The organism is Streptomyces sp. NPDC051320 (genome assembly GCF_040682175.1).
In the GTDB taxonomy this organism is placed as follows: domain Bacteria; phylum Actinomycetota; class Actinomycetes; order Streptomycetales; family Streptomycetaceae; genus Streptomyces.
In genome coordinates this window covers 185790-207790 of record NZ_JBFBAL010000008.1, presented here as the reverse complement: position 1 = coordinate 207790, position 22001 = coordinate 185790, and the positions used below count along the sequence as shown (strand labels likewise).

Genomic DNA, 22001 nt, shown 5'->3' with positions numbered 1-22001 from the left:
CTGCCTTGTCCTGGGTGAGGTGCCAACGGCGGGACACCGCGACGGCTGCGGGTGCTTCGGCCCTGCTACGGAAGGCGGCGCGAAGGTCCCACGCCGACGACGGCCCCGATCACGATGACAGCGGGCGGACGCACACCCGCTGACCTGGCCGTTTCGCCCACGGTCGCCAGCGTGGCGTCGACCCGCCGCTGAGCGGCGGTGGTGCCCTCCTGGACGAGGGCCACCGGGGTCTCGGGGGCCTTTCCGTGCTCGATCAGGGTACGGGCGATGGCTGCGATCTTGTCCACGCCCATCAGGACGACCAGGGTGCCGCGGAGCGTGGCGAGGGCCGGCCAGTCGACCAGCGAACGCTCGTCGTCGGGGGCGACATGCCCGCTGACCACGGTGAACTCATGGGCCACACCGCGATGGGTGACCGGAATGCCGGCGGCGCCGGGCACGCTGATGGAGCTGGAAATGCCGGGCACCACGGTGCACGGAATGCCGGCCTCGGCGAGGGCCTCGGCCTCCTCCATGCCCCGGCCGAAGACAAATGGATCGCCGCCCTTGAGCCGTACGACGGTCCTGCCCGCCCTGGCGTGTTCGATCAGCGCGTTGTTGATGGCTTCCTGGGGCATGAACCGGCCGTACGGGATCTTCGCCGCGTCGATCACCTCGACATGCGGGGGCAGCTCGGCGAGCAGGTCGCGCGGACCGAGCCGGTCGGCGATGACGACATCGGCCTCGGCCAGCAGCCGGCGGCCGCGCACCGTGATCAGGTCCGGGTCACCGGGTCCGCCACCGACCAGGGCGACACTCGCCGTGTCGGTACGGGTGCGGTGGTAGGGGGCGGCGAGCGTGCCGTCGTGCAGGCCCTCCACGATCGCATCGCGCACGGCGGCCGAGCGTCGCGGGTCGTGGCCGGTGAGGACGGCCACGGTCACTCCCTCGCTGCGGCCGGTGGCCGGTGTCCATGCGGTGGCGGCTTCGGCGTCGTCGCTGCGTACGCACCAGATCCGGTGCCGCTCGGCCTCGGCCGATGCCCGCTCGTTCGCCTCGGTGTCACCGGTCGCGATCAACACGTACCAGGCACCGGCGAGGTCGCCGTCCGCATAGGCGCGCCGCTCCCACCGGATCTCGCCCGCCTCGACCATGGCTTCCACGGAGGGAGTGGCCGAAGGGGACACCAGGACGATGTCCGCGCCGGCCGCTATGAGGGTGGGCAGGCGGCGCTGCGCGACCTGTCCCCCACCGATGACGACGACGCGCCGGCCGGAGAGGCGGAGACCTACGGGGTAGGCGGGATACTCGACGTGCTCGGCCATGGGGTGGCTGGCTCCTCGCGGCGGGGAGGGGTGCGGTGGGGCCGCTGCGACGGTGAAGCGGCTGGTGGGGCGGGGTCTGACGGCCCCGGGGACACTTTACGTTCCCGCCGTGCGCGGCGGGCGGCCGAGGGCACCGGGAACCGACGCTCCCGGTCCCTCGGCCCGCTGGGCCGACCGCTACTTCTCGGTTACGCCGGCCGAGTCGAAGGTGGCCACTTCGTGCATGGCCCTGGCCGCGCTCTGCACCACCGGCAGGGCGAGCAGCGCGCCGGTGCCCTCGCCCAGGCGGAGGTCGAGGTCGACCAGCGGGCGCAGCCCCAGCTTGTTGAGAGTGGCCACATGGCCCGGCTCCGCACTGCGGTGGCCCGCGATGCACGCGGCCAGTGCCTCGGGGGCGATCGCCCGGGCGACGAGGGCCGCGGCTCCGGCGCTCACGCCGTCGAGGATCACCGGCGTACGGAGTGAGGCGCCGCCGAGCAGGAAGCCGACCAGCGCGGCGTGTTCGAGGCCGCCCACTGCGGCGAGTACCCCGACCGGGTCGGTCGGGTCCGGGTGGTGGAGTTCCAGGCCGCGGCGCACGACATCGACCTTACGGGCGTGCATCTCGTCGTTGATGCCGGTGCCCCGGCCGGTGACCTCCGCCGGATCCAGACCGGTGTAGACGCAGATCAGAGCGGCCGACACGGTGGTGTTGGCGATGCCCATCTCACCGGTGAGCAGGCCCTTGTTGCCGGCCGCGACCAGATCGCGGGCGGTCTCGATGCCGACCTCGATCGCGGCCAGCACCTCCTCGCGGCTGAGCGCGGGGCCGGTCGTGAAGTCGGCGGTACCGGCCCGGACCTTGCGGGGCAGCAGTCCGGGCGTGGCCGGTAGCTCGCCGACGACGCCCACGTCGACGACACAGACCTCGGCGCCGACCTGGTTGGCGAAGGCGTTGCAGACCGCTCCGCCGCCGAGGAAGTTGGCGACCATCTGGGAGGTCACTTCCTGCGGCCAGGCCGTGACGCCCTGCGCGTGCACCCCGTGGTCACCGGCGAAGATCGCGACGGCGGCGGGCTCCGGGACCGGGGGCGGGCACATCCGGGACAGACCGCTGAGCTGCGCGGAGATGATCTCCAGCATGCCCAGCGCACCGGCGGGCTTGGTCATCCGCTTCTGGCGCTCCCACGCCTCGCCGAGCGCCTTGGCGTCCAGCGGCCGGATGTTGGTGATGGTCTCCTGGAGCAGGTCGTGCGGCTCCTCGCCGGGCAGCGCGCGGCGGCCGTACGTCTCCTCGTGCACCACCCAGGACAGCGGGCGGCGCTTGGACCAGCCCGCCTGCATCAGCTCGGGTTCCTCGGGGAATTCGTCGACGTATCCCACGCAGAGATAGGCGACGACTTCCAGGTGCTCGGGCAGCCCGAGTGCGCGGACCATCTCGCGTTCGTCGAAGAAACTGACCCAGCCGACACCGAGTCCCTCGGCGCGGGCGGCCAGCCAGAGGTTCTCGACAGCGAGGGCCGAGGAGTACGGGGCCATCTGCGGCTGGGTGTGACGGCCCAGGGTGTGCCGGCCGCCACGGGTGGGGTCGGCGGTGACGACGATGTTGACCGGGGTGTCGAGGATGGCCTCGATCTTCAGTTCCTTGAACTGCTTGGCGCGGGCCTTGGGCAGCGACTTGAGGTAGGTCTCGCGCTGGCGCTGCGCCAGTTCGTGCATGGAGCGGCGGGTCTCGGCCGAGCGGATGACGACGAAGTCCCAGGGCTGGGAGTGGCCGACGCTCGGCGCGGTGTGCGCCGCCTCGAGGACCCGCAGCAGCACCTCGTGCGGGATGGGATCGCTGCGGAAACCGTTGCGGATGTCCCGGCGTTCGCGCATGACGCGCAGGACGGCTTCGCGCTCGGCGTCCTCGTAAGCGGGTGCGGCGGCCGGTGCGGGCTCGGCGGCGGCTTGCTGATCGGCGGGCGCGGGTGACTGCGACGCGGTGGGCTGTGAGGCGGTGGGCTGTGAGGCGGTGGGCTGCGGGGCGGCCTCGGGCTCCGTCTCCGGCTCGGAGACTGCCTCCGGCGCGGTGACAGGCTCCTGCGGGGTGTCGAGCTCCGGGGCTGCGGGGCTCTCCGGCGCCGTGGCGGTCTCGGCGACGGCCGCGACCGGGTCCACGTCCAGCGGCGTCGCGGGCTGTGGTTCCTGCTCCTGGAGGGGGGATGCGAGGGCCTCGGGGGGTCCTTCCGGCTCCTCGGCGGCCTGCGGCTGTGCCGATGACCCACCGTGACGGGGGGCGGGCACCGCGACCGCTGCCGGCCCGGGTCGCTGCTCCCCGCTCTGTATGGGTACGACGTCGGGCACCGGTACGGCGTCGGGTGCCGGGGGTTCGACAGACGCCGCCGGGGCTGCCGCGCTCGGCTCGGGGGCGGATTCCGGCGTGGGCTGAGCGGCCGGCGGCTCGGCTTCCAGCGCCGGTGGGACCGCCGCCGCGGCATCGATGGCTGTGGCTTCCGTCTCAGCCGGCCCGGCCTCGGGCTCCGGCTCGGCCGCCGCGGAGGCAGGTGTTGCCGACTCCTCGACCGGTGCGGCCGTCGGCTCAGCGAGGGAGCCTGCGGACGGTTCTGGTTCCGCCGGCTGCGGTTCCGCCGGGGCGGGCGCCGCATCGGCGGAATCGATGTGCTCGGGCAGGGGAAGGGCCTCGGCGGGGGCAGCCGTCATGGCCACCGGCGCCGGAGCCAGGTGGGGCGCGGACGGCAGCGAACCCTCGACCGGCACGAAGCCGCCCGGCGAGTCCGGTCCGGCAGCCGTGGGCGCGGCTCCGGCGGGGACGGCAGACGCGGCGGGCGCGGCTGCCGCAGGGGCGTGCGGCGTTGCGGCGGGGTACGCCGCGTCGACCGGCGGCTCCGCACCGGTCGGGGCGACGGGCGGCCCGGAAACGCCCGGCTCCGCGGACTCGGCCGGGTGGGGCACGGGGTCCGCCTCCAGCCGGCCGGGCGCAGCGGGCGGCGGCAGCGGGTTCCATTCCATGGCTGCCTGCGGAGGGATCTCACCGAGTTGCGGCCCGGGCAGCGCTGCCGCGTCTTCGCAACTGAAGTCCAGATACTCGGGGCCCATGGTCTGTGGCCCGTTGTCCTGTACCGGGACCGGGCGGGCGGGCGTCGCGGTGGGGCCGCGATCGGCCAGCGAACGCACCACGCCGCCGGTGGTGTCGGGGACCGGCGGGCCCATGTGCAGGGGCCTGCGCTGCGGGGGTGCAGCGGCGGGCGGCGCCTGGACGGGGGTCCGGACCGCGCCGAGGTCCACCGCGCCGGTGTCGCGCCCGCCGGTCTCGTGCGCGCCGGGCTCCGGCGCCGGCGCGGCGGCCTCAGCGGTTCGCGGATCGAGCGGGGCCTGAGCTTCCAGCGGGCGCCGCTGCTCCAGCGGGCTCTGCGGGTCGAACTGCGACTGCGGCTCGAACTGGGACTGCGGGTCGAACTGGGACTGCGGCTCGCTCCAGGCGCCCTGGGCACCTGGCATCAGCAGCAGGTCGTCGTCCTCGGCAGGGTTTTCGGAGGGGTCGAGGTAGGTGTAGGCGCCGGGGGCGGGGATGCCCGGCTGCTCCACCATGCCTGCGTTCTCCGGCAGTCCCTCGGCCGGGACCTGGCCGGTGTCGGTCATGCGTACCCCTCGCCCATCCATAGTGCTCCTTCAGCCCTTTACCGGGACGCCCGTACTGAGAACAACGAGCGGGCGCTCCGCTCGGTACGAAAGGCCTGCGGGAACTCAGTATTGTCACGGCCGTTCGGCGCCGCACAGAGGTTTCCGCTGCGGTTCGCTGTGGGCTGCGCCACGTTGCGCGTCCCCCGGTGCCGCCGTACCACACCGGGCCCAAAACGGTCCCTTTTTCCGGACATTGGCGAACGAAGCGCCGAACCCCCAGCTGCGGTACAACAGTCGGCCAGCCTACCCCGCGCCGTTCCTGAGCAGGGTCAGGGGCCACTTTCCGGACGCCTGCCCGAGACCAGGAAGACCACGGAGCGCTCCTGCTCGGCCCAGGACGCGGTGTCCAGGGCAACGGACTGCAGCAGGGCGCATTCGACGACGTACCCGCCCTCCGCCAGGGCCGCGCCCAGCGCCTCGGCCTCGTCCCGGGTCCCGGCGTGGGTCACGATGCGCTGCGGCCTGCGGTCGGCGCAGGCCGTGACAACTGCCACTCCCCCGCCCCCGATCCGTACGACATCGGGCTCCGGCAGCCGCTCGAGCACATGGGGCGCCCGCCCGTGGATGATCTGCAGTTGCAGGCCGAAGCGACGTGCGACGGCGTCGGTACGGCGGCATGCCTCAGGATCGGCGTCGACCGCGATGACCGCGGCGCCGAACCGTGCCGCCTCGGTGGCCAGCGCCCCGCTGCCACAGCCGATGTCCCAGACCAGGTCGCCGGTGCGGGGGCCCAGGCGACCCAACTGGGCGGCGCGCAGGGTGGCGTGCTCCCCTTCGCCCAACCCCTCCCCGTATTCGGCGGCCGGCAGCGCCCAGCCGCGTACGGCTGCGGTGTCCGGGGCGCTGCTGCCGCCGATGACGATGACCACATTGGGGTCGCGCCAGGTGTGGTCGGCGGCCTTGTCCGAGGTGAGTACGGTGACCGCCTCCCGTTCGGTGCCGAGTTCCTCGCAGATGACGAAGGTGCGGTGGACCCCTTCGAGCAGCAGGGCGAGTTCGGCGGGCCCGGCGCCCGGGGAGGTGAGGACGGCGACCTTGGGGTGCGCCCGGCAGACGTTGACGGCGCGCCGGAGCGTACGCGGGTGTGCGACGACGATCTCCGCGTCGTCCCATGGCATCCCGGCCCGGGCGAAGGCGGCAGCGACCGAGGAAACGGCGGGGACCACCTCGACCTCCAGGCCGTACTCGGGAGCGCGCAGCGTGCGCACCACTCCGTGGAAGCCGGGATCCCCGTCGGCGAGGACCACCGCGCTGCCGCGGTGGCCGGCGATCCGGCGGGCGGCCAGACTCACGCTGCCCAGGCGGATCCGCTCGGCGCCCGCAGGCACTTCGGGGAGTGCGAGGTGGTGGCCGGCCCCGGCCACCAGGGTGGCGGCGGCGAGCGCGGAGCTGGCTGCCGGGGTGAGGGGGGAACCGTCCCAGCCGATCACCGTGACCCGGTCGGCCATCGTCGTCAGTCTCCTGGGGTTGTTGCAGGCGAAGTCGGAAACAGGTGAAGAAGTTGCGGGGCGAACTTGACGCAGGTGTGGTTGTTGCAGGTGGGAAGCGGGACAGCGCACCGTGAGCGTACCCGCTTCGGCTTTGCGCGGACGAGGAGGTCAGTTCCAGTCGCTGAAGTTTCCGTACCCGTTCGCCTCGGCCAGCTGGTCTGCTACCCCGTCCAGGTCCTCGGGCAGCAGACTCCACACGATGAGGTCGGTGCGGATGTCGGTCCAGCCGCCGTCCTCGACCTGGGTGCGGGCTATCCAGGCATTGCGCAGCACGCCTTCGCTGATGCAGCCGATCTTCTGGGCGACCTGCTGCGCGGCGGTGTTGTCGGCCGGGGTGCGCAGCTCGATGCGCTCGAACTTCTGGTCGCGGAAGAGCCACTGCGCGATGGCAAGGACCGACTCGGTGGCATATCCCTCACCGCGCGCCCAGGGGGCGGTGATGTAACGGACCTCGGTGGCCAGGGTGCGCCAGTTGGTGGCGCGCAGGTGGATGGTGCCGACCAGTCGCTGGGTGAGGAACTCGGTGACGGCGAGCACGATGCCACGACCTGCCGTGCGCTCAGCGGGAGCGATCCTGCGGACCCAGCGCTCGCCGTCGATGTGCCGGTACGGATGCGGGGCCGCGATCCAGGCGGTGACCAGCTCATCGTTCATCATGTCGGTCAGTGGCGGGATGTCCGCCTCCTCGAACGGGCGCAGTACCAGCCGGTCCGTACTGATGGAGATGTCCGGGAAGGTGGTCGTCATGCGCTGCTCCATGGCCGGGGACCGGGTAAGAAACCACAGCATGCAGCATGGGGACCGTGCTCAGCGTGGCCGGGTGCGCGCGGGGAGGCCCCGCGTACCACGTGAGGGTACGCGGGGCCTGCCCCCGAAGGACCGTGCGGCGGTCAGGACTTGACGGTGCCGAAGGCGGGGATGATCGCGCCCTGGTACTTGTCCTCGATGTACTTCTTCAGCTGCGGGGAGTTGAGCAGCTTCGCGAGCTTCCGGACCCGCGGGTCCTGCTCGCCGCCCTTCTTGACCACCAGCAGGTTGGCGTACGGGTTGCCCGCGGCCTTCTCGAGCACGAGAGCGTCCTTGGCCGGCTTGAGCTTCGCGTCGATGGCGTAGTTGCCGTTGATGACCGCGGCGTCGACGTCGTTCAGCGCGCGGGGCAGCGTGGCCGCCTCGAGCTCCTTGAACTTGAGGCCCTTGCTGTCCTTGATGTCGGAGGGCGTCGCGGCCTGGCCGACGCCCGGCTTGAGGGTGATCAGGCCGTTGTCGGCGAGCAGTTTGAGGGCGCGGCCCTCATTGGTCGTGTCATTGGGGACGGCGATCGTCTGGCCGGCCTTGATGGACGTGAGGTCCTTGTCCTTCTTGGAGTACAGGCCGAGCGGTTCCAGGTGCACGCTGACGACCGGCACCAGGTCGGTGTGGTTCTTCTTGTTGAAGTCGTCGAGATACGGCTTGTGCTGGAAGAAGTTGGCGTCGACCTGGCCGCTCTGGGTGGCCTTGTTCGGCAGGACGTAGTCGGTGAACTCCTTGACCTGGAGCTTGAGACCGGCCTTCGCCGCCAAACGGGTCTTGACGTAGTTGAGGATGTCGGCGTGCGGGACCGGTGAGGCGGCGACGACGAGCGGCTTGCTGGTGTCTGCCCGGGCCCCCTCCGGCTTGCTCGACGGGTCGGAGGACGTGCCGCAGGCGGTGAGGCCGAGGGCCAGCGCCGCGGTGGCAGCCGCGGCCGCGGATACCTTGAGTGAGTTACGCACGAAAAGTGCCTCTTTCCAGTGGTGCGGAATGACGCCCGGACAAGGAGTGCGGGCTCTGTGGAGAAGAAAGTCCGTGGGGAGGGGGAGCCTTACGAGGACGTGCGCCGCCCCCGGCGCTCCAGGAGCCGTACCGCGCCGTCGCCGATCAGCTGGATGACTGTGACGATCACCACCAGGACGATCACCGTCGCGATCATGAAGTCGTTTTCGAAACGCTGGTATCCGTAGGTGATCGCCTTGGAGCCGAGTCCTTCACCGCCGACCGCACCCGCCATCGCGGAGTAGCCGATCAGCACGATGACGGTGGTGGTGATCCCGGAGATCAGCGAGGGCAGCGCCTGCGGCAGCAGTACCTTGCGGACGATGGTGGGCACGCTGCCGCCCATCGACTGGACGGCCTCGACCAGGCCGTGGTCGACCTCCCGGACAGCCGTCTCGACCAGCCGGGCGAAGAACGGTATGGCGCCGATCGCCAGCGGCACGATCATCGCGGTCGGGCCGATGAAGGTGCCGACCACGAAGGTGGTGAAGGGGATCAGCGCGATCAGCAGAATGATGAAGGGCAGCGAGCGCCCGATGTTCACCACGACGCCGACGACCTTGTTGACCGGGCGGTTCTGCAGCAAGGCGCCCGTGTCGGTGAGTACCAGGAGCACGCCGAGCGGCAGTCCGACCGCCACCGTGACCACCGTGGACCACAGCACCATGTAGAGGGTGTCGATGGTCCCCTGGGACAGCAGCGGCTGCATTTCCGACCAGCTCACTTGACACCCTCCTCGACCAGCGCGGCCGCGCCGGCTTCCGCACCGGCCACGTCGACCTGCAGGCCCTGTTCCCGCAGGAACCCGATGGGCACCACGTTCTCCTCGAAGAGGCCGGGGAGTTCGATACGCATCCGGCCGACCTGGTTGCCGCCGATGGTGTCCATCGCGGCGCCCAGGATCGAGATGTCGATGTTGTAGGTGCGGGACAGCTGCGAGATCACCGGCCGGGCGGCGTTGTCCCCGTGGAAGGTGACGTCGATGACCGTGCGGTCGGGTCCGGACGGAGCGCCCCCCACCGGGAAGAGCTCGTGGGCGAGTTCGGAGCCCGGTGTCGCGAGGAGTTCGCCGACGGTTCCCGACTCGACGATCCTGCCGCGCTTCATGAGTGCGGCGGAGTCGCAGACCGTCTTGACGACCTCCATCTCGTGGGTGATGAGCAGCACGGTGAGCCCCAGTTGCCGGTTGAGGTCGCGCAGCAGTTGGAGGATCGAGCGGGTGGTCTCGGGGTCGAGGGCGGATGTCGCCTCGTCGGAGAGCAGTACCTTCGGGTCACCGGCCAGCGCCCGCGCGATACCGACCCGCTGCTTCTGACCGCCGGACAACTGCGCGGGATAGGACTTCGCCTTGTCGGCGAGGCCGACGAGGTCCAGCAGCTCGAGCGCCTTGCGGGCGCGCTCACGGCCGGAGATCCCGAGGATCTCCAGGGGCAGTTCCACGTTGTGCTGCACGGTGCGCGAGGACAGCAGGTTGAAGTGCTGGAAGACCATGCCGATCCGGCTGCGTGCCGCGCGCAGTTGCTGTCCGGCTCGCCTGCCGCGTCCGGCCAGGGCGGTGAGGTCGACGCCGTCGACGCTCACGGTGCCTGCGGTGGGCCGCTCGAGCAGGTTGACGCAGCGGATGAGGGAGGACTTGCCGGCGCCGCTCTGGCCGATGACGCCGAACACCTCGCCCTCGCGGACATGCAGATCGACGCCGTCCAGGGCGGTGACCTCACGGCCGCGCGAGGCATAGACCTTCGTCAGCCCGGTGGTGGTGATCACAGAATTTCCGTCACTGTCGAGTGCACGGCGCAGTCTCCGCCGGGCACGGGGCATTCGTCTGGAAGCGCGGCACGGCCCTACCGGTGAAGACCGGAAGGCAGTCGTGCGCGGGGCGAACTCGCCGGCCGTACCGGTGGGATGTACGGACGCGCAGCGGCTCGGCTCTCGGTCCCGCTTCGGGGCGCGGGACTCGGGCGGGGGCCCTCAGAAAGCGCGCATTCGACACATACAACGGGCACCGGGCGGGCGGATCGCCTCGGTCGCAGGGGTGCGGCTGCTCGTCGTGGTCATGCGGCAAGTAAACCAGACCGGTGGGCAGGCCGATAACCGATGTCCGTATAGCGGACATGCTTGGACGGGAGCGGCGTCCCCGCCCCGATCGCCGGTCCACCCGGTGCGACCTGCGCCGACGTACTGCGAGAGGGCTGCGGGGCCCCGGCGCGCAGCGGGGCGGCAACCACCGTGCTGTGGCCAAGGCCACGGCTGCCTGGCCCACCGGTCCGGGGCGCGCGCGGCGGACCCTGTGGGGCGTAATACCCTCAACTCCATGCTTGACGCCCTGACGGTCGCGGTCGCGGTGACCGCGCTCGCCCTCGCCGCCTGGTGCGGCTACGCCGCCTATCGTGACCAGCCCACCAAGGACTGGCACTTCATCGGCATGGCCGTGGTCTCGGCGCTCGCACTGGCACAGCTGGTGATCGGCGTGGTGGAGCTCGCCCGTGGCGAGCAGCCGGACCAGGGCAAGGCGATCTTCATCGCCTATCTGATCGGTGCCTTCGCGGCCGTGCCCGCGGCCGGGTTCCTCTCGCTGACCGAGCGGACCCGATGGGGCTCGGTCACCGTGGCCGCGGGCGCGGTGGTTCTGGCCGTGCTGGAAGTCCGGCTCTACGACATCTGGGGAAACTGACGATGACCGCAGCTGAGGAGAAGCCCCGGTACGAACTGGGCACCGGCCCCGGCCGGGTTCTCGTCTGGTTCTACGGGGTGTTCACGGTCGCGGCGGCATCTCGCTCGATAGTTCAGATGATCATGGACTTCGGGAAGGCGCCGCTCGCCTACAGCCTGTCGGCCCTGGCGGCCGTGGTCTACGGCTTCATCACCTACTCGCTCGTCCGCGGCGGTGAGCGGGCCCGCAGGGCGGCGCTGGTCTGCTGCGCCGCCGAGCTGGTCTTCGTACTCGTCGTGGGGACCTGGACACTGGCCGATCCGGGCGCCTTCCCGGACGCCACGGTCTGGTCCGACTACGGGATGGGCTATGTCTTCATCCCGGTCATCCTCCCGGTGCTGGGCATGCTCTGGCTGCGCAGGGCCGGCGCGGGCGAGGGCGGACAGCCGGCGCCCGGGAGGATGTAGCCCGCTCGTGATCGATGCGACCAGGTCCTGTCCGGTCGATCTCGTGGACCTAGGCGCTCTTCACGTATGCCTGGGCCGCGGCGTCCTTCTCCAACGTCACGATCTTGAGGGCCGAGCCGACCTCTTCCGTCGACACCGGTACGTACCCATGGCTGCGGTACAGCCGGAGGTTGCCCTCGCTCCGGTGGCCGGTGAAGAGCTGGAAGCGCCTGGCGGCCGGTTCGGAGGCGAACCGCGCCTCTATGGCGGTGAGCAGTCGGCCACCGAGACCGTGTCGCTGCATCCGGGGGTGCACGATCAGCTTCGAGATCCGCGCCGTGCCCGCCGCGTCGACGCCACCGCGCACCGAGGCCACCACTTCGTCGCCGAGCCGGGCCACCAGGGCGTGCCCCTCGGCCAATTCGGCCCGCAGGCCGTCGAGGGTCTGAGTGAGCGGTTCGATGGAGTAGTCGCCGTAGAGCTCGGCCTCGCTCTGGTAGCACAGGTACTGCAACTTGAGTATCTGCTCGGCATCCTGCGCGGTTGCCGCTGAGATGGTCACGCTCATGCCCATGTGTGCATGCCTCCCGCTCACCTGTTCCACCGGTTGTCTAACGCTCCTTTCCCCACCGGCCGGGCGCCGCAACCTCCGACATCAGCATTCGCCGCAGACATCCCAGACAACGGGAACGAACCGGCCCCAGACTGCCCTGTGACATACCCAACTCGCCGGCGATCTCGCGATAGGTGGGGTCGGCCGGCGAGAGCATCGCGGTCAGCACCTGCGGACAGCGCCCCGGTGTCCGGCGCACGGCCGCCCGCACCACGCGGCGGCGTTCCGCGGCGAGCAGGAACTGCTCCGGGCGCGCGTCGGGACCTGCCGTCGGCTCAACCGTGTACGGCAGTTCCCGCCGGGCCTGCCGCCGGGCGCGGCGCGCCTCGGCCCGGACCGCCGCGCGCACCCAGCGCCTCGGCTCGGCCGGGGCCTGTTCCAGCAACCGGACCCACACGGCCTGTTCGAGATCGGCGGGGTCCACCCCGGCCGCGAAGGCTTCGGCGGCCGCCTCGGCGGCCAGCAGCGGGCTCAGTTCGTTGACGAGGTCCATGCCGGTCGTAACGCGGCCGCCGCCGCGCTTGGTTGCTGCGGCGGCCGCATATCACTCGTACGAGGACAACTCGCACGGGAGCGATCGCGAGAAGAACCGCCGTCTCAGCGGTCGTTGAAGTCGGCGGCCGCGAGCAACGCGGTGTCCGCATTGTCGGAGAAAACCCCGTCGATGCCGGTGGCGAAGTACGTGTGGAACGCGCCGAAGGCGTCCCCGTAGGCGTTGGGGTCCGTACCGCGCCGGAAGTCCGCAGGCAGAAAGGTGTTCTCGTTCCGCATCGTGTACGGATGGAGCACCAGCCCCTGCGCGTGGGCGTCCCGTACCAGCGTGGTCGGTTCGGTGAGTTTGCCGGCGGCGTCCTTCGGGATGATCGAGTCGAGGGTGGGGCCGATGCCCTGGGCGTAGGAGGAGATCCACCGGAGCCCTTCGGGGGTCTGCAGGTCGGCGACCGTGCGCGGGTCTCCCGTCTCGACGAAGTCCCAGGGCCTGCTGTCGGGACCGGACAACAGCACCACGCCGGGCGTGGTGACGAGCCCGGAGAGCCGTTGGATGGAGCTGGGTTCGAAGGACTGCAGGAACTGCGGTGAGTCGCGGTGATCGCGGCCGTACCTGCGCAACACGGCGGCCAACGGCTCCTCGAGACCCAGGCCGAGCTTGCGGAAGTACGTCGGGTGCTTGGTCTCGGTGTAGAGCCAGACGGGCCTGCCGCGTTTGCGGCTCTCCTTCTCGGCCCACCGCAACACCTCTTCGAAGGTGGGCACGGACCAGCGGCCGTCATAAAGGGTGTTGTGCTGGCGGGTGCCCGGAATGCGTTCCTTGGCCCGCAGCCTCTTGATCTCGGCGAGGGTGAAGTCCTCGGTGAACCAGCCGGTGATGGGGACGCCGTCGACGGTCTTGGTGGTCCTGCGGTCCGCGAACTCCGGGTGCGCGGAGACATCCGTCGTCGCCGTGATGTCGTTCTCATGACGGCAGATCAGGTGCCCGTCGCTGGTGGGCACCACGTCCTGCTCGACGATGTGCGCCCCGAGATCCAGGGCGTGCTGGTAGGAGCCGATGGTGTGCTCGGGCCGGTAACCGGCGGTACCGCGGTGTCCGATGATCGTGGGGACGGGCAGATTCCGGTAGGACGCGCCGTGACCTCCGCTGCGCTCGTCGGCTCTCGCCGTTCCGGAGAATCCCAGCGCGGCCGTACCCAGCACCGCCGCACCCAGAACCGTACGCCGCCCGGGGCCCCTGTCCGTGCTCATGAACACACCTCCATGTGATGTCCCGCACCTGCTGAGCCTGAAGTGCCCGATGGTAGGCATTTACGGCGTGCGCGGTGGTAGATCTGGACGCAACACGACAACACCGTGTACCCAAAACGCCGTGTACCGGGAACAATGTGGACCGAGAACCACGGGGCCCGAGAACGCTGTGTACCGAGAACACTGTGTATCGGGTGGATGAACCCGATGTGCGCGCGGACACAACCCGCGAGTATCGTCCTCACCTGCAGAGACCTCACAGCACATACCCAGTGGCGGCCGATCGGCCATGACTCCGGAGGAACCGTTGTCCCGACTCGCGCTCATCAAGGCAGTGCTCGGACCGATCATGCGCCTGATGTTCCGACCGCAGGTGGAGGGCGCCGAGAACATCCCTGGCACGGGTCCGGTCATCCTGGCGGGCAATCACCTGACGTTCATCGACTCGATGATCATGCCGATCTGTCTGGACCGTCAGGTCTTCTTCATCGGCAAGGACGAGTACGTCACGGGCAAGGGCATCAAGGGCCGGCTGATGGCCTGGTTCTTCACCGGTGTGGGCATGATCCCGGTGGACCGGGACGGCGGACGCGGCGGTGTCGCAGCCCTGATGACGGGCCGCCAGGTGCTCGAGGACGGGAAGGCCTTCTCGATCTACCCGGAGGGCACCCGCTCCCCCGACGGCCGGCTCTACCGCGGCCGGACGGGCATCGCCCGGCTCACTCTCATGACGGGCGCGCCGGTGGTGCCGTTCGCCATGATCGGTACGGACAAGATCCAGCCCGGCGGCTCGGGTCTGCCGCGCCCCGGGAAGGTCACGGTCCGCTTCGGCGAACCGATGGAGTTCTCCCGTTACGACGGAATGGGCCGCGACCGCTATGTGCTGCGCGCGGTGACCGACTCGGTGATGGCCGAGGTCATGCGCCTCTCGGGCCAGGAGTACGTAGACATGTACGCGACGAAGGCCAAGGCGGCCTGACCGCCCGCGGCTGTCAGACGTCGAGTTTCTGGCCCTTCAGCAGGTGCCAGGCGGTCACCGCGGTGGCGAACAGCACGGCCGATCCGACACCGGCCGCGGCCTCGAAGCCGTGGGTGAAGGCGTCCTGAGCGGATGAGAGCAGGGCTGCGCCCTGTTCGTGCGGCAGGGTCTTCGCCGTTTCGACGGCGCCGCCGAGCGACTCGTGCGCCGAGGCCGCGGCGCCGGCCGGCACACCGTGCGGGACGGAGAAGCCGCGGTAGATGCCGGTGAGCACCGAGCCGAGCAGGGCGATACCGAGGGCGGCGCCCAGTTCGTACGCCGTCTCCGACACAGCGGATGCCGCGCCCGCCTGCTCCTTGGGGACACTGGACAGGATGACGTCGGAGGTCACGGTGAAGGCCAGGCCGGCGCCGAGGCCGCCGACGAAGAGCGCGAGGCCCAGCGACACGACGCCGGTGACGGCGTCGACCGCCACGCAGGCCGCCAGAGCCAGCCCCACCGCCCCCAGGCCGCCGGCCACCGCACTCCGTACCGAGGCTCTGCGGGCCACCCGCCCGGCCAGCAGGCCGGTGCCCACCGCTCCGACCGCGGCCGGAAGTTCGATCAGGCCGGCCTCCAGCGGGGAGCGTCCCTGCACCAGCTGGAGGAACTGCGAGAGGAAGAAGACCAGCCCGGAGAGTCCGAGGATGGTCAGCAGATCGGCGAGCACCGCCCCGGAGAACCCCCGGTGGTGGAAGAGCCGCATGTCGAGCAGCGGTGACGTCAGGGTGTGCTGACGCCGGACGAACCAGAACAGGGCCAGCACACCGAGCAGCGCGGCCGCCAGGATGTCCCAGCGGAAGCCGCCGACTGCCGCTTCCTTCACCGCGTAGACCACCGCCATGACGCCGATCAGCGAAAGGACGACGCTGATCAGGTCCCACGGTCCGGGGCTGGGGTCGCGAGACTCCGGAAGGAGCTTGATCCCCACCACGACGAGCACCGCCATCACCGGCAGGTTGATCAGGAAGACCGAACCCCACCAGAAGTTCTCCAGCAGAAAGCCGCCGACGACCGGCCCGACCGCGGTACCCGCCGAAGCGGCCGCACCCCAGACACCGACGGCCAGGCTGCGTTCCCTGGGGTCGTGGAAGATGTTGCGGATCAGCGCCAGGGTGGACGGCATCAAGGTGGCGCCCGCGACACCGAGCAGCGCCCTCGCCACGATCATCATTTCCGGGCTCGCCGCGTAGGCGTTGAGCGCGGAGACCGCACCGAACGCGACGGCGCCGGTGAGCAGCAACTTCTTGCGGCCGATTCGGTCGCCGAGACTGCCCATGGAGACCAGCAGGCCCGCGATGACGAATGAGTAGATGTCGCCGATCCACAGCAGTTGGGTGCCCGAGGGTTTGAGGTCCTCGCTGAGGAAGGGCGTCGCCAGGCCCAGTACGGTCGCGTCGACGGCGACCAGCAGAACGGCGAGTACCAGCACGGCCAGGGCGAGCCAGCGGCCGGCGCTGCCGGTGGACCGGGAGTCCGTGGCCCGGCGGTCGGTACTGGTCATTGCTCCACGCTCCGCTGTGCTCCGCCGAGCAGCAACTCGGCGATCATGTACGAGAAGTCCTTGGCCGCGACCCGGCCGTCCTGTATCGCCCAGGCGCAACTGCCGATGAGCCCGTACAGGGCCTCGGTCAGCCAGGCGGGGGTGAGATCGATCCGGATGCCGCCCTCCTGCTGACCCCGCCGGAAGAGCGCGGAGACCCGGGCGTCGAGCCTCGCCCAGCCCTCGTTCACCTCGTCGCCCTCGAAGAGTTGATTCTCGGTGACGAGGAAGGCGAGCAGCCCGGCTGCGGGCTCCACTTCGGCGATGAGACGCCGCAGCGCGGCGACAGCGGGCCCCTCGTCGGTCCGGGCGGCATCCAGTGCCGCCTCGAACTCCGTGATCCCGAGCTCCTCCAACGCCCTGACCAGTGCGTCTCGCCCCGCGAAGTGACGGTGCAGGGTGGCCCGGCCGATGCCCGCCGCTCTGGCGACCTCGTCCATCGTGGCGGTCGCCCTGCGGGTGAGAAGCGCGGCGGCGGTGCGCAGCACGTGGTCCCGGTCGACAGTCATGAGACGACTGTACCTCGAATGAGACATAATTGTCTCATTCAAGGCCGGAGGGATCTCAGCGTCGTCGGGGCAGCCGGTGCAGACGGACCCCGGCCAGTCGGCCGTCCGACACCTCAGCGGTCATATAGGTGCAGTACGGCTGTCGTCGTCGGTCGGTCGGCGAACCCGGGTTGAGCAACCGCAGGCCACCCGGCGCGGTGGTGTCCCAGGGGATGTGGCTGTGTCCGAACACCAGGACGTCCAGGTCCGGGAACCGTTCGGCGCACCGCCGCTCGCGGCCCTGCGCGGCTCCGGTCTCGTGCACGACACCGAACCGCAGACCGTCGAGTTCCACCCGTGCCACTTCGGGCAGCCGGGTGCGCAGCTCCGCGCCGTCGTTGTTGCCGTACACACCGATGAGACGTCGCGCGCGTGCTTCGAGCAGGTCCAGGGTGGCCGGGTCCACCCAGTCGCCCGCATGGAGTACGGCATCGGCCCGGCCGAGCTCCGCCAGCAGCTGAGCGGGCAGCTCTCTCGCCCGCTTGGGGATGTGCGTATCGGAGGTCAGCAGCAGCCGCACCGGTCCGGCCTCCTTCGTTCAGTGCCAGGATCGGTGCCACGGCTCAGTGCCACGGCAGCTTGGCGCGCTGCTGCCAGTAGGCGGTTGGCTCCTCTCGCAGTGCGCCCAGTCCGCCCAGCTGCTCCTCGTCGAGATCGACCACCGCGGCGTGCAGATTGGCCGTCAGCTGAACCGCCGTCGCGGCTCCTGACAGCACCACTCCGGCCCACGGCCGGCAGAGCACGGCCGCCAGGGCGACCGCGTCGGGAGTCGCACCGGTCTCCTCGGCGATGTCGCGCAGTGGCGCGGGCGCCGCGGGTCCGGCCAGCCGGCCGTTGGCGACGGCTTCCTTGACGATCACGGTCAAGCCCGCGTCGTGGGCCTCGGCCAGGGCGTCGCCGGCCGCCGTTTCCAGCAGGTTGTAGGTGGCCTGGACCGTGCTGAAGAGCGGCTCGCCGTCGAACCGGAGAGCAAGGGCGGCCCGGATGGTGTCCGCCTGATCGGGGCCGCTCGTGGAGAAGCCGATGGTGACACCCTCGGCGGCCAGGGCGGCGAGCCGGGCGTGCAGCTCGGTATCGGTCAGGGCCGGACTGTCGGGAGTGAGGGAGTGGATCTGGTACAGATCCAGCCGGTCTCCCAGCAGCATCCCGGTCTCGGTGCGCTGGCGGTCGAAGCTCGCCACCCCGTGGTCCCTCACCTCGTGGGTGTCCGCGTCGGAACGCCAGTCGGCGGTGTAGGTGTAACCCCATTTGCTGCCGATCACCACGTCCTGGACGGACGGGCGGGCGCGCAGCCAGTCGGCCAGAAATGCCTCGGCGCGGCCGTAGGACCGCGCGGCGTCGAAGTAGCGGACGCCCTGCGCGTAGGCGGCGTCGAGCAGTTCGTGGGTCCGTGCCAGCAGGGCCTCGGGGGTGCGCTCGGCTGGCAGGTCCTGGTCTCGGCCCAGGTTGATGTATCCGGGCCTGCCGACGGCGGCCAGGCCGAGCCCGATGTGGGCCGTGGGGGTGGTCGCTGCTGTGAGGCGGGCGAAGGGCATCGGGGGGCTCCCTGCGCGGGTCGGTGAACTTCGGTCCCTTTCACCCCTACCCACGAACGCCGGTCTACCCACGGACACGAGCTGCCCATGAACCCCGACGGCGGCGTCCGGCACCCGGGGAAAGGTGCCGGACGCCGCCGGGTGTGGTCGCCGCGGCGTGCCTACGGCTTCTTCGCCGTGGCCCAGGCGTGCTGGATGACCAGGTTCGCCTTGACCTCGATGAGCTGGACGGCGACCGCCGAGGGGGCGGTGCCGCCGCGTCCGCTGCGGGATGCCAGTGCGCCGGGGACGTTCAGCACCGAGCGCACCTCGGGGGTGAGGTGCTCGGAGATCTTCGCGAACTGTTCGTCGGTGAGCTGGTCCAGTTCGATGCCGTGCCGCTCGCACTCCTTGACGCACTCGCCGGCCACTTCGTGCGCGACCCGGAACGGCACACCCTGCTTGACCAGCCACTCGGCGATGTCGGTCGCGAGCGAGAAGCCGGCCGGGGCCAGTTCCTCGAGACGGTCCCGGTGCACGGTCAGCGTCGCCATCATCCCGGTGAACGCCGGCAGCAGGACCTCCAGCTGGTCGCAGGAGTCGAAGACCGGCTCCTTGTCCTCCTGGAGATCGCGGTTGTAGGCGAGCGGCAGGGCCTTGAGCGTGGCCATCAGCCCGGTCAGGTTGCCGATCAGGCGGCCGGACTTGCCGCGTGCCAGCTCGGCGATGTCCGGGTTCTTCTTCTGCGGCATGATCGACGAGCCGGTCGAGAAGGCGTCGTGCAGGGTCACGAAGGAGAACTCCTTCGTGTTCCAGATGATGATCTCCTCGGCGATCCTCGAGAGGTTGACGCCGATCATCGCCGTGATGAAGGCGAACTCGGCGACGAAGTCACGGGACGCCGTGCCGTCCATGGAGTTGCCCGAGGAGCCGTGCTCGAAGCCGAGGTCCTGGGCCACCGCCTCCGGGTCCAGGCCGAGCGACGACCCGGCCAGCGCGCCCGAGCCGTACGGCGACACCGCGGTCCGCTCGTCCCACTGCCGCAGCCGCTCGGCGTCCCGGGAGAGGGCCTGTGCGTGGGCCAGCACGTGGTGGGCGAAGAGCACCGGCTGGGCGTGCTGCAGGTGCGTGCGGCCGGGCATGGCGACGTCGGGGTGCGCCTCGGCGAGGCCGACCAGCGCGTCCTGGAGGTCGGCGATCAGTCCGCCGATGATCCGGGCGTGGTCGCGCAGGTACATCCGGAAGAGCGTGGCGATCTGATCGTTGCGGGACCGGCCGGCCCGCAGTTTGCCGCCGAGGTCGGGGCCCAGCCGCTCGAGCAGACCGCGCTCCAGGGCGGTGTGCACGTCCTCGTCGGCGACGGTCCCGGTGAACGATCCGTCGGCGACGTCCGCCTCGAGCCGGTCGAGGCCCGCGTGCATCCGGGTCAGTTCGTCCGCGGTGAGCAGGCCGGCCTTGTGCAGCGCCCGGGCGTGGGCGCGGGAACCGGCGATGTCGTACGGCGCGAGTCGCCAGTCGAAGTGGACCGAGGCGGACAGGTTCGCCAGCGCCTCGGCGGGGCCGTCGGCGAAACGGGCGCCCCAGAGCCGGACGTCACCGGTGTTGCTGCTCACTGCGTTGCTCCTCAAGGGGATGTCGTACGTGGGGGCGGGCCGGGTCTGCGGGCTCAGGGCCGCAGGTCGCGCCGGGCGGCGATCTTCGACGAGAGGCCGAAGATCTCGATGAAGCCCTGCGCCTTGGACTGGTCGAAAGTATCGCCCGAGTCGTACGTCGCCAGGTTGAAGTCGTACAGCGACTCGCTGGACCTGCGCCCGGTGACCACGGCGCGGCCACCGTGCAGGGTCATCCGGATGTCGCCCGTCACGTACTGGTTCGCCTCGTTGATGAAGCCGTCGAGGGCCCGCTTGAGCGGGGAGAACCACAGGCCGTCGTAGACCAGCTCGCCCCAGCGCTGCTCGACCTGCCGCTTGTAGCGGGCGAGTTCGCGCTCGACGGTGACGTTCTCCAGCTCCTGGTGGGCGGTGATCAGCGCGATGGCGCCGGGCGCCTCGTAGATCTCCCGGGACTTGATGCCGACGAGACGGTCCTCGACCATGTCGATCCGGCCGATGCCCTGCGCGCCGGCCCGCTCGTTGAGCTGCTGGATCGCCTGCAGAACGGTGACCGGTTCGCCGTCGATGGCGACCGGGACACCCGCCTGGAAGGAGATGACGACCTCGTCGGCCTCACGCGGTGCGGCCGGGTTCTCGGTGTACTCGTACACGTCCTCGATCGGCGCGTTCCAGATGTCCTCCAGGAACCCCGTCTCGACGGCCCGCCCGAAGACGTTCTGGTCGATGGAGTACGGGGACTTCTTGGACGTCGCGATCGGCAGGTTGTTCGCCTCGCAGAAGGCGATGGCCCTGTCCCGGGTCATCGCGTAGTCGCGGACCGGAGCGATGCACTTCAGGTCGGGCCCGAGCGCGGTGATGCCCGCCTCGAAACGCACCTGGTCGTTGCCCTTGCCCGTACAGCCGTGGGCGACCGTGGTGGCGCCGTGCTTGTTGGCCGCGGCAACGAGGTGCTTGACGATGGCGGGCCGCGAGAGCGCGGACACCAGCGGGTAGCGGTCCATGTAGAGCGCGTTGGCCCTGATCGCCGGGAGGCAGTACTCGTCGGCGAACTCGTCCTTGGCGTCGGCGACCTCGGCCTCGACGGCACCGCAGGCGATGGCGCGCTTACGGATGACGTCCAGGTCCTCGCCGCCCTGGCCGACGTCCACCGCGACGGCGATGACCTCGGCGCCCGTCTCCTCGGCGATCCAGCCGATGGCCACGGACGTGTCCAGGCCTCCCGAGTAGGCGAGTACGACGCGCTCGGTCACGGGTTTCTCCTCACGGTGCGATCACTGGTGGGTATAATTATGCAGTGGTCCGTATGTTTTGTCAAAGCCCTTCACCCGCCACCCGACTCGTCCAGCAGCTGAAATGCGCTTCGCGGCGGACACGGCGGCGATAATCCGCCTCATGGGAAAGACGTACGCACACATTGACGGACGGCTCAGGACCTTCATCGAGGAGCAGCACATATTCTTCGCCGCGACCGCTCCGCTGGACGGCGACGGCACGGTCAACCTCTCGCCCAAGGGCGTCAGCGGCTCCTTCGCGGTCATCGACGAACAGACGGTGGCCTATCTGGACTTCGCGGGAAGCAACGCGGAGACCGTCGCCCACCTCCGCGAGAACGGCCGCATCACGCTGATGTGGTGCGCCTTCCAGGGGCCGCCCAACATCGTGCGGGTGCACGGCCGGGGGGAGCCGGTCTTCCGCGACGATCCGCGCTTCCGCGACCTGCTCCGGCACTTTCCCGGCGTCGACTCCACCGTGCACGGACTGCGCGCGGTCATCGTGGTGACGGCCGAACTCATCCGGGACACCTGCGGTTACGCGGTTCCCTTCATGACCTACGACGAGGACCGTGACCTGCACGCCAAGCGGTTCGCGCGCGAGGATGACGTATCGCTCGGTCAGTACTTTGAGAAGAAGGAACACGTGGCCCGGAGCATCGACGGACTGCCGGGACTGCCTCTGCCGTTGCCCGTGCTGCCGCCCGCTCCGAGGAGCACGGACAAGGCCGGAGAGACCGTTGTAGGGACCACATAACGAGACGGTGTTGCGGAGGGCTGCGGCGACGGCGTTCCAT

The 22001-nt window shown here is 70.4% G+C and carries 20 protein-coding genes; 4 read left to right on the top strand and 16 right to left on the bottom strand.

Features of this window, described 5'->3' with window-relative positions; translation table 11 throughout:
* Positions 1 to 65: 65 nt before the first annotated feature.
* The 7 genes from cobA to AB0M87_RS19600 all read right to left on the bottom strand — a co-directional run bounded on the left by cobA (position 66) and on the right by AB0M87_RS19600 (position 10012).
* Positions 66 to 1304, bottom strand: a complete 1239-nt coding sequence (gene cobA, locus AB0M87_RS19630; RefSeq protein WP_365854524.1) for a uroporphyrinogen-III C-methyltransferase — start codon at positions 1302 to 1304, stop codon at positions 66 to 68.
* 177 nt (positions 1305 to 1481) lie between these two features.
* A complete protein-coding gene (gene cobT / locus AB0M87_RS19625; RefSeq protein WP_365854522.1) occupies positions 1482 to 4925 on the bottom strand; it encodes a nicotinate-nucleotide--dimethylbenzimidazole phosphoribosyltransferase in 3444 nt (1147 codons plus the stop codon).
* A 311-nt stretch (positions 4926 to 5236) separates the two neighbouring features.
* Entirely contained in the window at positions 5237 to 6415 is a 1179-nt protein-coding gene (cbiE, locus tag AB0M87_RS19620; protein ID WP_365854520.1) for a precorrin-6y C5,15-methyltransferase (decarboxylating) subunit CbiE, read from the bottom strand.
* 150 nt (positions 6416 to 6565) lie between these two features.
* Positions 6566 to 7204: a GNAT family N-acetyltransferase gene (locus AB0M87_RS19615; protein WP_365854518.1), complete on the bottom strand. Its 639-nt coding sequence runs from the start codon at positions 7202 to 7204 to the stop codon at positions 6566 to 6568.
* 143 nt (positions 7205 to 7347) lie between these two features.
* The gene (locus AB0M87_RS19610; protein WP_365854516.1) at positions 7348 to 8208 is read right to left on the bottom strand and encodes a MetQ/NlpA family ABC transporter substrate-binding protein; all 861 of its coding nucleotides are present in this window, start codon (positions 8206 to 8208) and stop codon (positions 7348 to 7350) included.
* An 89-nt stretch (positions 8209 to 8297) separates the two neighbouring features.
* Positions 8298 to 8972, bottom strand: a complete 675-nt coding sequence (locus AB0M87_RS19605; RefSeq protein ID WP_365854514.1) for a methionine ABC transporter permease — start codon at positions 8970 to 8972, stop codon at positions 8298 to 8300.
* Entirely contained in the window at positions 8969 to 10012 is a 1044-nt protein-coding gene (locus AB0M87_RS19600) for an ATP-binding cassette domain-containing protein (protein WP_365854512.1), read from the bottom strand. The genes AB0M87_RS19605 and AB0M87_RS19600 overlap by 4 nt, the downstream gene beginning before the upstream one ends.
* Positions 10013 to 10559: 547 nt before the next feature.
* On the opposite strand from AB0M87_RS19600, the gene AB0M87_RS19595 reads away from it, so the two are divergent.
* A complete protein-coding gene (locus AB0M87_RS19595) occupies positions 10560 to 10919 on the top strand; it encodes a hypothetical protein (protein ID WP_365854510.1) in 360 nt (119 codons plus the stop codon).
* A gap of 2 nt (positions 10920 to 10921) precedes the next feature.
* On the top strand, positions 10922 to 11365 hold the full coding sequence (locus tag AB0M87_RS19590) for a hypothetical protein (protein WP_365854508.1): 444 nt from the start codon (positions 10922 to 10924) through the stop codon (positions 11363 to 11365).
* A gap of 49 nt (positions 11366 to 11414) precedes the next feature.
* Here the strand turns inward: AB0M87_RS19590 and AB0M87_RS19585 are convergent, their stop codons facing one another.
* From AB0M87_RS19585 to AB0M87_RS19575, 3 genes are all read right to left on the bottom strand, one after another.
* Positions 11415 to 11918: a GNAT family N-acetyltransferase gene (locus AB0M87_RS19585; protein ID WP_365854506.1), complete on the bottom strand. Its 504-nt coding sequence runs from the start codon at positions 11916 to 11918 to the stop codon at positions 11415 to 11417.
* Positions 11919 to 11955: 37 nt separating this feature from the next.
* Positions 11956 to 12450, bottom strand: a complete 495-nt coding sequence (locus tag AB0M87_RS19580) for a sigma-70 family RNA polymerase sigma factor (protein ID WP_365854504.1) — start codon at positions 12448 to 12450, stop codon at positions 11956 to 11958.
* A gap of 104 nt (positions 12451 to 12554) precedes the next feature.
* The gene (locus AB0M87_RS19575) at positions 12555 to 13697 is read right to left on the bottom strand and encodes a glycerophosphodiester phosphodiesterase (RefSeq protein WP_365854502.1); all 1143 of its coding nucleotides are present in this window, start codon (positions 13695 to 13697) and stop codon (positions 12555 to 12557) included.
* 307 nt (positions 13698 to 14004) lie between these two features.
* On the opposite strand from AB0M87_RS19575, the gene AB0M87_RS19570 reads away from it, so the two are divergent.
* Positions 14005 to 14676, top strand: a complete 672-nt coding sequence (locus AB0M87_RS19570) for a lysophospholipid acyltransferase family protein (protein WP_365854808.1) — start codon at positions 14005 to 14007, stop codon at positions 14674 to 14676.
* Positions 14677 to 14689: 13 nt separating this feature from the next.
* Here AB0M87_RS19570 and AB0M87_RS19565 read toward each other — a convergent pair whose 3' ends face one another.
* From AB0M87_RS19565 to AB0M87_RS19540, 6 genes are all read right to left on the bottom strand, one after another.
* Positions 14690 to 16219, bottom strand: coding sequence for an MFS transporter (locus AB0M87_RS19565; protein WP_365854500.1), 1530 nt, complete (start codon positions 16217 to 16219; stop codon positions 14690 to 14692).
* On the bottom strand, positions 16216 to 16767 hold the full coding sequence (locus AB0M87_RS19560) for a helix-turn-helix domain-containing protein (protein ID WP_365854498.1): 552 nt from the start codon (positions 16765 to 16767) through the stop codon (positions 16216 to 16218). Before AB0M87_RS19560 ends, AB0M87_RS19565 begins: the two co-directional genes overlap by 4 nt.
* 55 nt (positions 16768 to 16822) lie before the next feature.
* Positions 16823 to 17326 carry a metallophosphoesterase gene (locus tag AB0M87_RS19555; RefSeq protein WP_365854496.1) on the bottom strand — a complete coding sequence of 168 codons (504 nt, stop codon included), beginning with the start codon at positions 17324 to 17326 and terminating at the stop codon, positions 16823 to 16825.
* Between the two features lie 43 nt (positions 17327 to 17369).
* Positions 17370 to 18341 (bottom strand): aldo/keto reductase, encoded by a 972-nt coding sequence (locus AB0M87_RS19550; protein ID WP_365854494.1) that lies wholly within the window; start codon positions 18339 to 18341, stop codon positions 17370 to 17372.
* 161 nt (positions 18342 to 18502) lie between these two features.
* A complete protein-coding gene (gene argH / locus AB0M87_RS19545) occupies positions 18503 to 19933 on the bottom strand; it encodes an argininosuccinate lyase (RefSeq protein WP_365854492.1) in 1431 nt (476 codons plus the stop codon).
* Between the two features lie 53 nt (positions 19934 to 19986).
* The gene (locus AB0M87_RS19540) at positions 19987 to 21183 is read right to left on the bottom strand and encodes an argininosuccinate synthase (protein ID WP_365854490.1); all 1197 of its coding nucleotides are present in this window, start codon (positions 21181 to 21183) and stop codon (positions 19987 to 19989) included.
* Positions 21184 to 21325: 142 nt separating this feature from the next.
* Between AB0M87_RS19540 and AB0M87_RS19535 the strand changes: the two genes are divergently transcribed.
* The gene (locus AB0M87_RS19535; RefSeq protein WP_365854488.1) at positions 21326 to 21961 is read left to right on the top strand and encodes a pyridoxamine 5'-phosphate oxidase family protein; all 636 of its coding nucleotides are present in this window, start codon (positions 21326 to 21328) and stop codon (positions 21959 to 21961) included.
* Positions 21962 to 22001 lie beyond the last annotated feature (40 nt).

Bases quoted from the DNA above. Each gene is read 5' to 3' on its own strand.
- AB0M87_RS19595 (WP_365854510.1), top strand. From the start codon at position 10,560: ATGCTTGACGCCCTGACGGTCGCGGTCGCGGTGACCGCGCTCGCCCTC.
- AB0M87_RS19535 (WP_365854488.1), top strand. From the start codon at position 21,326: ATGGGAAAGACGTACGCACACATTGACGGACGGCTCAGGACCTTCATC.
- AB0M87_RS19580 (WP_365854504.1), bottom strand. From the start codon at position 12,450: ATGGACCTCGTCAACGAACTGAGCCCGCTGCTGGCCGCCGAGGCGGCC.
- AB0M87_RS19615 (WP_365854518.1), bottom strand. From the start codon at position 7,204: ATGACGACCACCTTCCCGGACATCTCCATCAGTACGGACCGGCTGGTA.
- AB0M87_RS19550 (WP_365854494.1), bottom strand. From the start codon at position 18,341: ATGCCCTTCGCCCGCCTCACAGCAGCGACCACCCCCACGGCCCACATC.
- AB0M87_RS19575 (WP_365854502.1), bottom strand. From the start codon at position 13,697: ATGAGCACGGACAGGGGCCCCGGGCGGCGTACGGTTCTGGGTGCGGCG.
- cobA (WP_365854524.1), bottom strand. From the start codon at position 1,304: ATGGCCGAGCACGTCGAGTATCCCGCCTACCCCGTAGGTCTCCGCCTC.
- AB0M87_RS19565 (WP_365854500.1), bottom strand. From the start codon at position 16,219: ATGACCAGTACCGACCGCCGGGCCACGGACTCCCGGTCCACCGGCAGC.
- AB0M87_RS19560 (WP_365854498.1), bottom strand. From the start codon at position 16,767: ATGACTGTCGACCGGGACCACGTGCTGCGCACCGCCGCCGCGCTTCTC.
- cbiE (WP_365854520.1), bottom strand. From the start codon at position 6,415: ATGGCCGACCGGGTCACGGTGATCGGCTGGGACGGTTCCCCCCTCACC.
- AB0M87_RS19590 (WP_365854508.1), top strand. From the start codon at position 10,922: ATGACCGCAGCTGAGGAGAAGCCCCGGTACGAACTGGGCACCGGCCCC.
- cobT (WP_365854522.1), bottom strand. From the start codon at position 4,925: ATGACCGACACCGGCCAGGTCCCGGCCGAGGGACTGCCGGAGAACGCA.
- AB0M87_RS19585 (WP_365854506.1), bottom strand. From the start codon at position 11,918: ATGGGCATGAGCGTGACCATCTCAGCGGCAACCGCGCAGGATGCCGAG.